At 73.0% G+C, this 13,575-nt stretch carries 14 protein-coding genes and 2 pseudogenes; 3 read left to right on the top strand and 13 right to left on the bottom strand.

Annotated features, from left to right (window positions below; translation table 11 throughout):
- Positions 1 to 39 precede the first annotated feature (39 nt).
- On the top strand, positions 40 to 2,115 hold the full coding sequence (locus tag LJ657_RS14570; protein ID WP_232649012.1) for an ATP-binding protein: 2,076 nt from the start codon (positions 40 to 42) through the stop codon (positions 2,113 to 2,115).
- Between the two features lie 167 nt (positions 2,116 to 2,282).
- Here LJ657_RS14570 and LJ657_RS14575 read toward each other — a convergent pair whose 3' ends face one another.
- Positions 2,283 to 3,008, bottom strand: a complete 726-nt coding sequence (locus LJ657_RS14575; RefSeq protein WP_232649013.1) for a class I SAM-dependent methyltransferase — start codon at positions 3,006 to 3,008, stop codon at positions 2,283 to 2,285.
- 95 nt (positions 3,009 to 3,103) lie between these two features.
- On the opposite strand from LJ657_RS14575, the gene LJ657_RS14580 reads away from it, so the two are divergent.
- Positions 3,104 to 3,499 carry a nuclear transport factor 2 family protein gene (locus LJ657_RS14580; protein WP_232649014.1) on the top strand — a complete coding sequence of 132 codons (396 nt, stop codon included), beginning with the start codon at positions 3,104 to 3,106 and terminating at the stop codon, positions 3,497 to 3,499.
- Between the two features lie 349 nt (positions 3,500 to 3,848).
- Positions 3,849 to 4,343, top strand: a pseudogene (locus LJ657_RS14585) (SDR family NAD(P)-dependent oxidoreductase); the annotation flags it as partial.
- Here the strand turns inward: LJ657_RS14585 and LJ657_RS14590 are convergent.
- The 12 genes and pseudogenes from LJ657_RS14590 to LJ657_RS14645 form a co-directional block, all read right to left on the bottom strand.
- On the bottom strand, positions 4,344 to 4,952 hold the full coding sequence (locus LJ657_RS14590) for a ribonuclease FAU-1 family protein (protein WP_308117033.1): 609 nt from the start codon (positions 4,950 to 4,952) through the stop codon (positions 4,344 to 4,346).
- Between the two features lie 131 nt (positions 4,953 to 5,083).
- The gene (locus LJ657_RS14595) at positions 5,084 to 6,523 is read right to left on the bottom strand and encodes an MFS transporter (protein ID WP_232649016.1); all 1,440 of its coding nucleotides are present in this window, start codon (positions 6,521 to 6,523) and stop codon (positions 5,084 to 5,086) included.
- A gap of 2 nt (positions 6,524 to 6,525) precedes the next feature.
- Positions 6,526 to 6,654 carry a hypothetical protein gene (locus tag LJ657_RS48080; RefSeq protein WP_269786471.1) on the bottom strand — a complete coding sequence of 43 codons (129 nt, stop codon included), beginning with the start codon at positions 6,652 to 6,654 and terminating at the stop codon, positions 6,526 to 6,528.
- 49 nt (positions 6,655 to 6,703) lie between these two features.
- Entirely contained in the window at positions 6,704 to 7,960 is a 1,257-nt protein-coding gene (locus tag LJ657_RS14600; RefSeq protein ID WP_232649017.1) for an RNA polymerase sigma factor, read from the bottom strand.
- Positions 7,957 to 8,235, bottom strand: a complete 279-nt coding sequence (locus tag LJ657_RS14605) for a YciI family protein (RefSeq protein WP_232649018.1) — start codon at positions 8,233 to 8,235, stop codon at positions 7,957 to 7,959. The genes LJ657_RS14600 and LJ657_RS14605 overlap by 4 nt, the downstream gene beginning before the upstream one ends.
- On the bottom strand, positions 8,232 to 8,975 hold the full coding sequence (locus tag LJ657_RS14610; RefSeq protein WP_232649019.1) for an SgcJ/EcaC family oxidoreductase: 744 nt from the start codon (positions 8,973 to 8,975) through the stop codon (positions 8,232 to 8,234). Before LJ657_RS14610 ends, LJ657_RS14605 begins: the two co-directional genes overlap by 4 nt.
- A 92-nt stretch (positions 8,976 to 9,067) precedes the next feature.
- Positions 9,068 to 9,406, bottom strand: a pseudogene (locus LJ657_RS14615) (LLM class flavin-dependent oxidoreductase); the annotation flags it as partial.
- A gap of 300 nt (positions 9,407 to 9,706) precedes the next feature.
- Complete coding sequence (locus LJ657_RS14625; protein ID WP_232649020.1) at positions 9,707 to 10,216, bottom strand: SRPBCC family protein; 510 nt, start codon at positions 10,214 to 10,216, stop codon at positions 9,707 to 9,709.
- Positions 10,217 to 10,323: 107 nt separating this feature from the next.
- The gene (locus tag LJ657_RS14630; protein WP_232649021.1) at positions 10,324 to 10,626 is read right to left on the bottom strand and encodes a helix-turn-helix domain-containing protein; all 303 of its coding nucleotides are present in this window, start codon (positions 10,624 to 10,626) and stop codon (positions 10,324 to 10,326) included.
- 342 nt (positions 10,627 to 10,968) lie between these two features.
- A complete protein-coding gene (locus tag LJ657_RS14635; protein WP_232649022.1) occupies positions 10,969 to 11,886 on the bottom strand; it encodes an aminoglycoside phosphotransferase family protein in 918 nt (305 codons plus the stop codon).
- Positions 11,887 to 12,022: 136 nt separating this feature from the next.
- Entirely contained in the window at positions 12,023 to 12,394 is a 372-nt protein-coding gene (locus LJ657_RS14640) for a hypothetical protein (protein WP_232649023.1), read from the bottom strand.
- A gap of 249 nt (positions 12,395 to 12,643) precedes the next feature.
- Positions 12,644 to 13,564 (bottom strand): zinc-binding dehydrogenase, encoded by a 921-nt coding sequence (locus tag LJ657_RS14645; RefSeq protein ID WP_232649024.1) that lies wholly within the window; start codon positions 13,562 to 13,564, stop codon positions 12,644 to 12,646.
- Between the last annotated feature and the right edge of the window lie 11 nt (positions 13,565 to 13,575).

The following is a 13,575-nucleotide window of genomic DNA, read 5'->3' on the forward strand; positions in this document are numbered from 1 at the left end:
GTTATCGTGTCCGCCATCGGTTCCGGGTGAGGGGGGACGATGGCGGCCTCTGTGCAGGGCGGCAGGATCGGCAACCTTCCCGCCGAGGCGAACGCGTTCGTCGGCCGCCGGCTCGAACTCGCCGAAATCGCGGGGCTGTTGGGGGCCGAGCGGCTGGTGACGCTGACGGGGCCGGGGGGTGTGGGCAAGTCCCGCCTTGCGCTGCGGGCCGCGCATGCCGCGAGGGCCGGGTTCCCGGGCGGGGCGTGGCTGGTGGAGCTGTCGGAGCTCCGGGATCCGGATCTGCTGACGAACACGGTGGCGCAGGCGACCCGGCTGACCGAGCAGACGCTGCGGCCACTGCTGCAGGCGGTCTGCGAACACCTCTCGGGGGCGCCCGTACTGCTCGTACTCGACACCTGTGAGCACGTCCTGGACGAATGCGCCCGGATCGCACAGGAATTGCTCGCGAGCGTTCCGGAGTTGCGCATTCTGGCCACCAGCCGGCAGCCGCTGGGCGTGCCGGGCGAGCATCTGCTGACGGTGGCGCCGCTGCCGCTGGGGGAACGCGACGACGCGGTGGCGCTGTTCACGGCCCGGGCGGCGGCCGCGGTGCCGTCGTTCGCGCTGACCGATGCCAACCGGGCGCATGTGGCCGCGGTCTGCGCCCGTCTCGACGGGATCCCGCTGGCGCTGGAACTGGCCGCCGTACGGCTGCGCGGCTTCTCCCTGCACCGTCTCCTGGAGGGCCTGGACTCCCGCTTCGACCTGCTTGTCTCGCCCGCCCGGCCGCGTCTTGCCCGGCACCAGACGCTGCGCACCGCGATCGGCTGGAGCCATGAGCTGTGCACGCCGCTGGAAAGGCTGCTGTGGGCGCGGCTCTCGGTTTTCACGGGCGGCTGGGACGTGGAGGCGGCTGAATTCGTGTGCCACGGCGGCCCCCTGGACGCGGAGGAGATCCTCGCCCTGCTCGCCTCGCTCACCGAGAAGTCCATCGTCACCCGCGACGACGAGGGGGCGGCGGTGCGCTACCGGATGCTGGACACGGTCCGCTCGTTCGGCGCCGAGTGGCTGACCGGGCTGGGCGAGGCGGAGGCGGTGCGCAGCCGCCACCGGGACTACTTCCGCTGGATCGCCCGACAGGGCGAGGCGGAGTGGCTCGGGCCCGGCCAGCGGATGTGGGCGGAACGGCTGACCGCGGAGCACGCCAATCTGCGCCTGGCGATCGAGGAGTGCATGACCGCGCGCGAGCCGGAGACGGCACTCGAACTCACCGGCACCCTCTGGTTCTTCTGGTTCGCCTGCGGGTTCGCCGAGGAGGGCCGCACCTACCTGGAGCGGGCGCTGCGCCGTGCCCGCGCGGGCGGTGGGCCCGAGCACACCCTGGCGGTCTGGGCGCACCGGCTGGTCACCGTCGTCGCGGACGACCTGGAGGCGGCCGAGTCGGTGAGCGCCGCCTATGTGTGGCTGGCCGAGGAGCGGCGACTGCCGGTGCCCGCCCTGCCGTTGACCGGGGCGAGCCTGGCCGTGCGGGGCGAGTCGGCGCGGTCGGCGGTGCTGTACGGAAGCGTCCGGCAGGCGCCTGCCGGGGACGGCGGCGCCGAGTTCTTCCAGCTGCTGACACTCGCCGTGCAGGCATATCTGCTGGCCGGCCAGGCCGCGTTCGAACGGTGCGCGGCGGTCGCGGAGCGGCTGCGTGCCGAGTGCGCCAAGCGCGGAGAGCTGTGGATGGGGGCCTGGGGCGACTTCTTCGTCTCGCTCGCCGGGATCGGTCTCGGCCACCCGGACGAGGCGGTGCTCCCGGCGCGCGAGGCACTGGCCGCCAAGTGGCGGGTCCACGACCGGATCGGCGCGGCGGCGGTCACCGACCTGCTGGTGGTCGCGCAGGCCTCGCGGGGCGAGGAGGAGCTCGCCGCCCGTCTCCTGGGCATCAGCCGGCGCCTGTGGCACGCGGCAGGCCTGCCGCAGCTCGGCAGGCCCGACCTGTCGGTCTTCCACCGCGAGTACGAGCGCCGGCTGCGCGCCGCGCTGGGGGACGCCTGTTTCACCGAAGCGGTGCGCAAGGGGCGGGAGCTGGGACCGGACGCGGCGCTCGCGCTGGCACTGGGCGATACGGCGGACGCGCCCGGCCCTTGACCCGGTTCTCCTCACGTCCGTCAGGAACGGCCGGCGACGCCCCTGAGAGGGACACCCTGCCCCCCCCCGAAGCAGTACGCGAAGAGCGCGGGTAGAGGCGCCGGACGCGGCGACACCGGGCGACCCGGCCGACGTGAGCGGCCCATGACCCAGCCCCCTCCCGTCCCTCAGGAACGGACAGCCACCACCATCCGTACGCGCGGGCTGCCGTCGCTGCGTCGCCCGAACTCCGGCAGCTCCTGGAGGCCCACGCGGAAGCCGGCCCACTCCAGCTCGCGTCGCACGTCCCCGAGGCGGAAGGTCCGGTAGTACATGACGAACGGCGGCCGCCACAGGGCGTTGCGCACCCGCATGGCCGCGTCGAAGCCGAGCAGCATCCAGAACGCGGGGGACGTGGACCTCGGCGGGGCCAGGAGGGGGAAGGCGAAGCGGCCGCCCGGCCGCAGCACTGTGTGGACCTGGGCGAACAGGCCCGGCAGTTCTCCGGGCAGGAAGTGCCCGAACGCCCCGAAGCTGACCGCCAGGTCGAAGGCGCCGGGTGCGAACGGGAGCGCGCGGGCATCCCCCCGCACCCAGGACACCGTCGGCCCGGCCGACCGTACGCCCTGGCGGGCCACTGCGAGCATGCCCCCGCTGAAGTCGATGCCCGTGACGCTCCGACGACACACCCTGGCCAGCACGTCGGCTCCGGCTCCGGTGCCGCAGCACAGGTCGAGCCCCGCATCGAAGGGCCCCGTCCGCGCCAGCGCCGAGGCGACGGCGTCGAGCACCGCGCCGGGGGTCCGGAAGGGGGTGCGGTCGAACTTCGGGGCGAGCAGGTCGTAGCCGTGCTCGACGGACGACAGCGCCTGGACGGCGAGCTCGCGCAGACTGGGACCTTCGGGGCTGAACATCAGCGCCAGCTTAGGGGACGCGTCGCTGGACACACCCCCGGCGGCTGATTATTCTCATCAGCACTTACTCAACTAGTTCACTATGGGGTGATCCGATGCGCGCGTTCCGCGAGGCGGTCGAGGCCGGCGACATGGACGCCGTCGAGGCGCTGCTGGCGGAGGACGTCGTCTTCACCAGCCCTGTGGTCTTCAAGCCCTACCCGGGCAAGGCGATCACGGCGGCGATCCTGCGCGCGGTCTCGAAGGTCTTCGAGGACTTCCGCTACGAGCGCGAGCTCGCGGGGGCCGACGGCCGCGACCACGCACTGGTGTTCACGGCACGGGTGGGCGACCGCGAGCTGAGCGGCTGCGACTTCATCCATGTCGACGAGGAGGGACTGATCGACGAACTGACCGTCATGGTGCGCCCGTTGTCCGGTGCGCAGGCCCTGGCGGCGGCCATGGGCGCTCAGTTCGACCGGATCGCGAAGGAGGCGGAGGCGCGGTCCTGACAGCTCGGCTGGCACGGGCCGGCCGGAACCCCGGGGCCCGACGCGGCCAGGTTCCGGCCGGTGCGTCGAGGTCGGGCGACGGCCAGGGTGATCGCCCCCGTGTACGACTTCCCGGCGGTGATGGCCATCTCCGTGCCGCGACGGTCATCGTCACCGACTTGCCGCGCGGTGCCCCCACGGCGGCGTCGGAAGCGAGGGCCGGCGCGGTCAGGTACGACGTGCCGGTGACCGTCCACTTCGAGCCGCTGTTCAGCTTGACGATGGCGCCGTTGTCGACGGCGGCCTGCGCGCTGTTGGTGACGATACCCAACTGGTAGAAGGTGGTCGAGTCGATGCTGGAGACCCGGGGGTCGACAACCCGGGCATCCCGATGCGGGCGTGCCTCGGCGAGGTCGAACTCGCCGGCTGGGACCGGGCGTTCGCGCTGAACACGACTGGCGCCCTGCTCGGCATCCAGGCCCTGGCCCCACTGATGCCGGCCGGCTCGTCCATCGTCGACGTCGGCTCGGTCGCCGCCCTGACCGCCCATCACGCGGTCGCGTACACGACCAGCAAGTGGGTCCTGCACGGCTTGTCGAAGGTCGCGGCGCTGGAGCCGGCCCCGCGCGGCATCCGTACGAACGTGATCCACCCGGGCTATGTCGAGACCCCGCTGATGGCCTCCGCGAACCCGGCGTTCGTGCAGGCGCACGTCTCGATGACGCCCCAGGGCCGCGCCGGCACCCCCGACGAGGTGGCTCCGCTGGTGGTCTGTCTGCTGTCCGACGAGACGTCGTACGTCAACGCTGCGGAGATCACGGTCGACGGCGGGACGAAGGCGATCACGAACGCGCTCGACGCGTAGTCAGGGGAGGCCGACGGTCAGGGTGCCGGTGGGCAGCGAGGGGGCCGGCCAATGGGGCTCGGAGCGCCAGTCCCGCCAGTCCGCGGCAGCGGCGAAGGGGCCCGTTCTCTCCTCGATCATGGCCGTTGCTTCGTCGCGGGCCCTCTCGACCGCCCGGTGATCGGCCTCGCTCACCACTCCCAGCCGACGGCCATGGGCGTACTCGTCCTCGTCCTTCCATCTCCACTGTGAGAGGTCGGGGTCGATCACCAGGTCCAGGAGGAGGTCGAAGGTGTCGAAACCGATGGCTGTACGGCGCATCGGCTGCTGGAAGTTGACGTACCAGTGCGCCAACCGGTGGCCGTCGGAGGGGTCGTAGAAGGCGTGCACGCTGAACCAGAGCTCCGGTGGGACCCACTGGAGATGGGCCGTGTTCCGCCACGACCAGGGGTCGAGTCGCCAGTTCCCGTCGGCCAGGTTCGGCATGGCCCGGGCCCGCGCGGTCTCGTCGCCCGTCAGCAGCCACTCGATCCAGGTCGTCGGCGCCAGCATTTCCGCCCCGGGCCGGCCTGCGAGGACGAGCGCTTCGGTTCCGTCCTCGACGACTCGAAGGGCGTGTGCACTCCACACCTTGTCGCGGTACACATCACGTCGAACCGCAGTCCCTCCCGGCCTCAGCGACCCCATGGCCCACCTCCCGACACCACAACGCCTCGCTTCGGTGCGAAGGTTCCACGGGGTTTCGCGGCGAGCCAGGGTGATCACGACCGCACTCGGCGCCGCGTGATCCCGGCGGTCGGCGCGGGCTGCGTCCTGCGCCTGCGCGGCCTGCGCAGCAACACCAGCGCGCAGGTCAGCCCGGCCGCCGCAAGGACGGCACATGCCGTGAACGCGGACCGGTAGCCCTCGGTCAGGGCCGCGAGCCGTTCCGGGCCGCCACCGTGGGAGAGGGCGACGGAGGTGACGACGGCGACTCCGAAGGCGCCGCCGATCTGGAAGGCCGCGGTGTTGATCCCGGAGGCCACCCCGGACTCCCGCTCCCCCACTCCGGTCAGCGCGGCGATGGAACCGGCCACCGCGCAGGCGCCGAGTCCCGGCCCGAAGAGCAGCAGCCCGGGCAGCAGGTCGCGGACGAAGCCGCCGTCCACGGGCACCCCGGCCAGCAGCATGCTGCCCGCACCGACCAGGGCGAGTCCGCCGACGGCGACCGGGCGGGCGCCGAGGCGGGTGACCAGGGCCTGCCCGCCGTAGGAGCCGACGACGGCGCCGACCGGCATCACGACGTTGGCGAGGCCGAACTGCAGCGGCGAATAACCGAGGACGCCCTGTCCGTACTGGGACAGCGTGTACGACATCCCGAAGGCGCAGGCGCCGAGCAGGAAGACGACCAGGTTGCCGCCGCTGACGGTCCGCGTACGCAGCAGGCGCAGGGGGACGAGGGGTGCCGTGGACCGGGCCTCGACACGGATGAAGATCACGGCGAGCAGCACGGCCGCGGCCAGCAGGCCGGTCGTGCGCGCCGACAGCCATCCGGCACGGGGCGCCTCGACGACGGCGTACACACAGGCGACGAGCGCCGCGGTGGCCGTGAGTGCGCCGGCCGGGTCGTAGGCGCGGGAGTGTGCCCCGGTGCGGCTCTCGCGCAGCAGGAGGGGACTCAGGGCCAGCAGGAGCAGCGCCACGGGGACGTTGAGGAAGAAGACCCATTCCCAGCCCAGTACGTCGGTGAGCGGTCCGCCGATCAGCAGGGCTGCGGTGGCGCCGAAGCCGCCGCTGCCGGACCAGATGGCCAGCGCCTTGTTGCGGTCGTGGCCCTCCTCGAAGGTGTCCACCAGCAGGGAGAGTGCGCTGGGCGCCATGACGGCGGCCGACACGCCCTGGACGGCGCGTGCCGCAATCAGCACTCCAGCACTCCAGGCGCATCCGCACAGCAGTGAGGACAGCCCGAACAGCAGCGTTCCGGTCATGAAGACGCGGCGGCGGCCGAGCAGGTCGGCGGTGCGGCCGCCGAGGAGCAGCAGCCCGCCGAAGGTGAGCAGATAGGCGCTCATCACCCACTGGGCGCCGTCCGCGGACAGGCCGAGGCCGCGGGTGATCGACGGCAGTGCGAGCAGGACGATCTGAGCGTCGAGGATCACCATGAACCCGGCGACGCAGAGCAGGGCGAGGGCGTACCAGCGGCGGGCGTTGCCGGCGATCACGGTCAGCCTCCCAGGCGCAGGGCCGCCAGCCACACGTCGGGCGCGTTGTGGGCGTCGGTGGTCGGGCGCGCCCGCCGCAGTGCGGCGAGGAGCCGGGGGAGCCTGCCGGGGCGAGGGGCGTGAGCGGTCATCGGGGCCTCCGGTGTCGCGGGGTTGTCTCACCCCACCGACGAACGGCCCCTACACGGTTCGACACTCCGCGAGCCGCTTCTCCAGAAACCTCCGCTCCGCTTCGTTCTCCACCAGCTCCAGCGCCCGCTCGTACGCCGTGGCGGCTTCCGCCGTACGTCCGCTGCGGCGCAGCAGGTCGGCGCGGGTGGCGGGCAGCAGGTGGTAGCCGTCCAGGTCGCCCTCGCGTTCCAGTTCGGCGACCATGGCGAGTCCCGCGTCGGGGCCCGCCGACATGCCGACGGCCACGGCGCGGTTGAGGCGGACCACGGCGGAGGGCACGAAGCGGGCCAACTCGCCGTACAGCCCTGCGATATCGGCCCAGTCGGTGTCCTCGGCCGTGGCGGCGGTGGCGTGGCAGGCGGCGATGGCGGCCTGGATCTGGTAGGGGCCGGGACTGCCGCGGCGCAGTGCCGTCTCCAGCAGGGTGGCGCCCTCGTCGATCTCGACGCGGTCCCAGGCGGCGCGGTCCTGCTCCTCCAGGGTCACCAGCTCGCCGCCCGCGTCCACGCGCGTGTGCCTGCGGGCGTCGTGCAGCAGCAGGAGGGCGAGCAGGCCCAGCGTCTCGGGCTCGTCGGGCATCAGGCGGGCCAGCACGCGCGCGAGGCGGATGGCTTCGGCGCACAGGTTGGTCCGGACGAGGTCGGCGCCGGAGGTGGCCGCGTAGCCCTCGTTGAACAGGAGGTAGACGACGCCGAGTACGCCCGTGGTGCGTTCGGGCAGGAGGTGCGCGGGCGGCACCCGGTAGGGGATGCCGGCGTTGCGGATCTTCTTCTTGGCGCGCACCAGGCGCTGCGCCATGGTCGCCTCGGGGACCAGGAAGGCGCGGGCGATCTCCGGTGTGGTCAGTCCCGCGAGGGTGCGCAGGGTCAGGGCGACCCGCGCCTCGATGGGCAGGGCGGGGTGGCAGCAGGTGAAGATCAGCCGCAGCCGGTCGTCCTGGACACCGCTGTCGTCCCCTTCGTACTCCGGGTCGTGCGGTCCCTCGTCCCGCGCCAGCACAGCCGCCTCCCGCAGTTTCGCCGCTCCCACCGCCTCCCGGCGCAGTACGTCGAGGGCGCGGTTGCGGGCGGTCGTGGTCAGCCATGCCCCGGGGCGGCGCGGCACTCCGTCGCGCCGCCACCGGTCCAGGGCCTGGGCGAAGGCGTCCTGCGCGCACTCCTCGGCGAGGTCCCAGTCGCCGGTCACCCGGATCAGGGTGGCGACGACCTGGCCCCACTCCTCACGGAAGGCGGCGGCGACGGCCTCCTCGGCATCGGGCACGTTCACTCCCGGACCGGCCGCACTTCGACGGTGCCGCCGTCGAGGGCGGCGGAGTGCCTGGCGGCGAGGGCGATGGCCTCGTCGAGGTCGTCGGCCACCACGAGGTCCACGCCCGCGATGTACTCCTCGGTGCGGGCGAACGGCCCGTCGGCGAGGAGGACTTCGTCGCCGGCGACGCGCACGGTGGTGGCGTCGGCGGGCGGACGCAGCCGGGCGCTGACCCGCGGGGTGGCGGGCTCCTCATCGTCCGCCGGGGCGCAGACGAACAGCACGTACTTCACGGCCTGTCCTTCGCCGGGTGGGCGTCCGGGACGGGCGAGACGTGCTCATGGGTGATCAGCCAGCGCAGGCCGGCGTTGCGGTAGCCGGTGGTCACCCGCAGCACGTCGTCCAGGTGGGTGCCGTCCGTGCGGGTGGCCCGTGTCCGGACGAGGGCGTGGGCGAACGCGATGCTCTCGTCGGCGTGGATCCGCAGTTCCAGGACCTCGCGGGTCACGGGCCCGGTGACGGTGGCGAACCCGTCCTCCACCGCCTTGCGGAAGGCATCGAGGCCCTGCCGCTCCCCGCCATCGGCGAGGTGGAAGATCTCGACGTCCGGCGCGTAGCAGGCCAGGATCCGCTCCACGTCGCGCTCCCGGGCGGCCTCGGTCAGCTCGGCGTCGAGCCGGCGGACCGACGTCTCCTCGTCCTCCTCGTCCCACATGGGCCAGAACGGGCGTACCTCCATGGCCCCGATGGTGGCCACCGGGTGCCTGGCGGCGGCCTCGACGGCCTCCTCCAGGCTGTCGCACTCCAGGACGTCGAATCCGGCGACGTACTCCTTGGTCTCCGCGAACGGGCCGTCGGTGCGCAGCACCTCACCGCCGCGCACCCGCACCGTGACCGCCTCGGAGGGCAGGGCCAGCCGGTGGCCGTGCAGCCGGACGCTGCGGTCGCCGAGCTCCTCCACCCAGGGTTCGACGGGTGCCATGCCCGAGGCGTCGGCGGTGTCGTCGCCGCAGACGAGCAGCATGTACTTCATGGGTCCTCCCGGTCGTCATGAGCTTCCTACACCCCACCGACGAACGGGGACCCCCGCAATCGACACACCGGTGAGCCGTCCCCTGGACGGGCTCACTCAGGGGTGTCGGTCTCCCGGACGAGTTCGATCGCCCGGCCGAGGGTGGCGAGCCGGTCGTCCAGGGTCTCACCGGCCGGACAGAGACGTACGGTGTCCACGCCCGCGTCCCGCCACACCCGCAGCCGCGCGCGGACCATGGACTCGGTGCCGATCAGTGTCGTACCGAGCACCATCTCGTCGGTGACCAGGCCGGCCGCACCGTCCCGGTCGCCCGCCTGCCACCGCTCGCGCACCTCGGCGGCCACCTCCGCCCGGCCCCGGCGGCGGTAGGCATGGTTGTAGGAGTTGGTCGACGCCGAGCCCATTCCGCCGAGGCTGAAGGCCAGTTCCTTCTACCACGACACCCCACTCCACCTCGCCGCTCTCTCCGGCCATGCTGCGGCTCACCGGCAAGATCGCCGACGGCCGGCTCGGCACCATCTTCGTGCCCGACTGCCGTCGAGCACCCTGCGCACGATCCCCGCGGTCTCCCGCACACGGGTCAGCCGCCGGGCGAACGCGACCCCGTGCAGAGCCCCAGGCCTACGCCACCCGGCAGATGGCGAGGCCGAGTTTCTCGGCCTCGCCGACGAAGTCGGCCCGCTGCGAGCAGTGTTCACCGCCGGAGGCCTCGATGGTGGTCGCGCTACGCATCAACGGGCCTCCGCCAGCCTCTTGATGTGCTCCAGGGTGACGGTCATGTTGTGCTCGAACTCCCGCATCCGTACGAACACGATCTTCTGTTCCTTCTCCGGCATCCGGTCGATCGCCACGGACAGACCCGAGCGGCCCGGGCCCATCTGCATCCACTGCGACAGCTCGGTGCCACCGCCTCCCGTATGCAGCCGGAAGCGCCAGACGGCCGAGGGCTCGGCGGGATCCTGCACCGCCCAGGCGAAGACCCGCCCCGGCTCGTACTCGATGACGTACGAGGTGGTGGCCCATTCGCCGAACGCCGGGTGCTTGCTGCGGCCGAGGAACCGGGCGCCGACCGCCGGCCCGGTGGCGCCGTCGAGCCACTCGACCGAACGGAGTTCCTCGCTCATGCCCGGCATCAGGCCGATGTCGCAGACCAACGCCCACACCCGCTCCGGCGGGGCGTCGATCCAGGTCCGGACCTCGACGGTGGGTTTGTCCGTGTAGTGCGCGCCCGTCCACTTCACACCGGTCAGCCTCCTCGCCATCAAGGGGTCTGACCATCAGAGTCGCTTTGTAGGACCTCATGATGTCAAGGGGGCCGCGGCGCCCCACGGGTGCCACGGGAGCACCGTCATGCCGCGCCGAACCGGCGCTGGATGTCCGGCCGCTGCCGCAGCCGCTCCGGGTACCCGGGGCCCATCCGCATGGAGGTGTCCTCGGCCCTCAGCGGCTCGCGGCTCGCGGCTCGCGGCACTCGGCACCCGGCACCCGGCACCCGGCACCCGGCGCAGACCACCTCGGCCTCGGTGTCATGGCCGCATGCGCCGTGGTGGAACACGACGGGGGCGCCCGCCTCCCCCGCCGGCCACCGGTCGCCCCACCGGGACATCGCGGCGAGCACACCGAAGTAGTCCCGCCCCTTCTCGGTCAACACTTAGTCGAGGCGAAGGGGTGCCTCCTGGTAGGGCCGCTGGTCCAGCAGCCCCTCGGCCCCCAGGAGACGCAGCCGGTCGGCCGGCGTGTCGCGGACGATGCCCAACCCCTTCTGGACTCGTCGAAACGGCGGATTCCGCAGAAGGCCTCGCGCAGCACGAGGGGCGCCCACGCGCCACCCACCAGGTCCATGGTCCTGGCTATCGAGCATGGCCAGTTCGAGAACGACGTCCGTTTCATCCCGTCCCGACAGCCAGTCTCACCATGAGACCTACGACTTCAGCGCTCAACTCCATTGCCCTGCTTGAGCGTTGCCCCTTGCCGGGGGCTCGCGTCGGATCGATCAGCAGTGGGCGGTCGTGGTGAGACGGCGCAGCGCGGCTTGGGCGGGTGGTCCCCAGGTGCGCTTGCCACCAGGGCGGCCACGGACGCCGGCCTCTCCGATGAGGATGCCGCTGAGGGCTCTCAGTACGGCCCAGCCGCGGGCGCGGCGCCGTGTCGCGGCGTCCGGGGCCGGACGGTAGGCGCCGTGGAAGCGGTCGGCGGCTCCGTCCGGCAGCAGGATCCAGCAGGCGGCGAGGTCGCAGGCCGGGTCCCCGGAACAGAGGTCGCCGAAGTCGATCACTCCGCAGAATGCGCCGTCCGCGGTGAGGACGTTGGCCGGATGCAGATCTCCGTGGAGCCACAGCGACGGGCCCGCCCACTCGGGCGCGGCAACGGCGTCCTCCCAGACCGCGCGGACGGCGTCCGGCTCCGGGAGCAACCCAAGCTCGGTGGCCGCGGCGAGCTGCTCGGCGAAGGAATCGGCACAGTCGGCCAGCGGCCCCCCGCGGCCACGGCCCGCGGGCGCTCCATCGGGAGCGGGCCGGTGCAGAGCGGTCAGGAAGGCGGCCAGGGCGTCGGCCGCCTCCGCGGCGCGCGTGGCAGGGGCGCGGTCGGCGGGCGAGCCCGGCACCCAGGTGGTGACGATCCATGGCCGCGGAAACCGTTCGGAGGGCTCGCCGAGCCGCTGCGGAACGGGGACCTGCAGCGGAAGGTGCGGGGCGAGGGAGGGCAGCCAGGCGTGCTCCTTGCGCAGCAGCGCATCCGCGGACTGCGTCGCCCAGGGCAACCGGACGGCGAGGTCGTCGCCGAGCCGCCACAACTGGTTGTCCCAGCCGCGCGCGCCGAGCCGCACAGGACGATCGGCCAGGTCCGGGTGCTGATCGTGCAGCAGGTGCCGGACGAGTTCCGCGGTGATCTCGATCTCGGTTCGGGTCATGCCGAGTCACGGTAGCCGCACTGCGACCCGCCGCTTGCGGCACTCCGCCCGACTCCCGCCCCCTCCAAGGTGATTGCTGACGCTCAGGACCGCAGAGGCCGGGGTCCACGACCCCGGCCTCTGCGCACCCCCACCGCTACGCCGACGCCGTCCGCGCCGTCGGCTCGCCCGCGCCCACCGCCGCGCGTGCGGTGTTCCTGCGGACCAGCAGGAGCGTGACCAGGGCGCCCAGCAGGGAGGCGCAGCCGCAGATCATCACGCCGACCGCCATGCCGTGGCCGAGGGCGGTCCGGGCGGCGGCCCCGGCGCTGTTGCTGCCGGCATTGACGACTGCGAGGGGGCCGCCGGCGGCCTCCATGCCGGCGTCGGCGCCCCGGAGCTTGCCGACCGGGACCGAGGAGGCGGCGCTCATCGCGACGGTGCCGATCACGGCGGGCCCGAGGGCCTGACCGAACTCGCGGACCAGGCTGGTGGCGCCGCCGGCCATGCCGGTCATGCTGATCGGCATGGCGTTCACGGCCGCGGAGGTCAGCGAGGAGACGAGGCAGATGAAACCGACCGAGGAGTAGCACCGGGCCGATGAAGGCGGCCAGGCGGTGGTGGTGGGCCAGTCGACCCATGATCGCCCAAGTCCCTTGTCCCGTGCCCGCCGAAGTGCGGTGGTGGCAGCGTAGGTAGGGGCCAGTGCCGGAACGAGAAACAGGTCAGTGAAATGCCATCGGGGGTTCGTACGGCTGGTATGCGGGGCGGACGGAACTCAGTCGACGTCGAGGATCGCCTTCCCGCGCAGACTGCGGCTGCTGAGCGCCTCCACGGCATCCCCGATCTTGCCCCAGGGGCCGCGCCAGCCGACCGGAACGCGCGGTTTCCCGGCGGCGACCAGGGCCGGCAGCCGCCCCAACTGGGCCTGCCGGTCGGTGAGTCCGCCGCCGTTGTACACCGACACGATCGTCTTCGGCGCCGGGCTGCCGAGCGTGGACCCGACGGGCAGCACGGCCTCTCGCCCGGAGGCCCAGCCGATGCTCTGGACACTTCCACCGGACGCCAACAGGCCGTACGCAGCGGCCAGTTGGTCACCGCCGGCGGTGTCGATGACCACGTCGACGGGCCCGGTCGCCTCACCGACCCCGCCCACCACCTCGTCGGCCCCGAGCTCGGCGACGCACCGCCGCCCGTCCTGCGAACCGGCCACCGCGACGACCTCCGCCCCGCTGAGCCCCGCGAGCCGCACCGCGAACCCGCCCACCCCGCGCGGGGCCCCGGTCACCAGCACTCGGCGGCCCAGCAGCGCCCCCGCCTGGTCGAGCGCCCGCAGCGCGGTGTCCGCGGCGACCGGTAGCGCGGCCGACTCGCCGAGGTCGACGCCGTCCGGAACGACGGCGACATCGGCCACATCCATGGTCCGCAGCGCCCCGAAACCGCCGCCCGCCGCGAAGCCCACGACCCGGCTGCCCACCGCCGGCCCGGTGCCGTCCGCGGCGGCACCCACGACCACACCGGCCGCATCGAAGCCGATCACCGCGCCCGGGGCCGCCTGCTGCGCGCACCACAGCTCGGCCGCGTTCAACGACGTGTGCCGGACCTCGACGAGGACCTGGCCCGGCGCGGGCCGCGGATCAGGGGCATCCCCCAGGCGCAGCCGTCCGGGTGCCTCGGGATCCACGATCAGTGCGCGCATGGCTTGCCCTT

The sequence above is a fragment of the Streptomyces guryensis genome, assembly GCF_021261325.1.
Lineage (GTDB): Bacteria > Actinomycetota > Actinomycetes > Streptomycetales > Streptomycetaceae > Streptomyces > Streptomyces guryensis.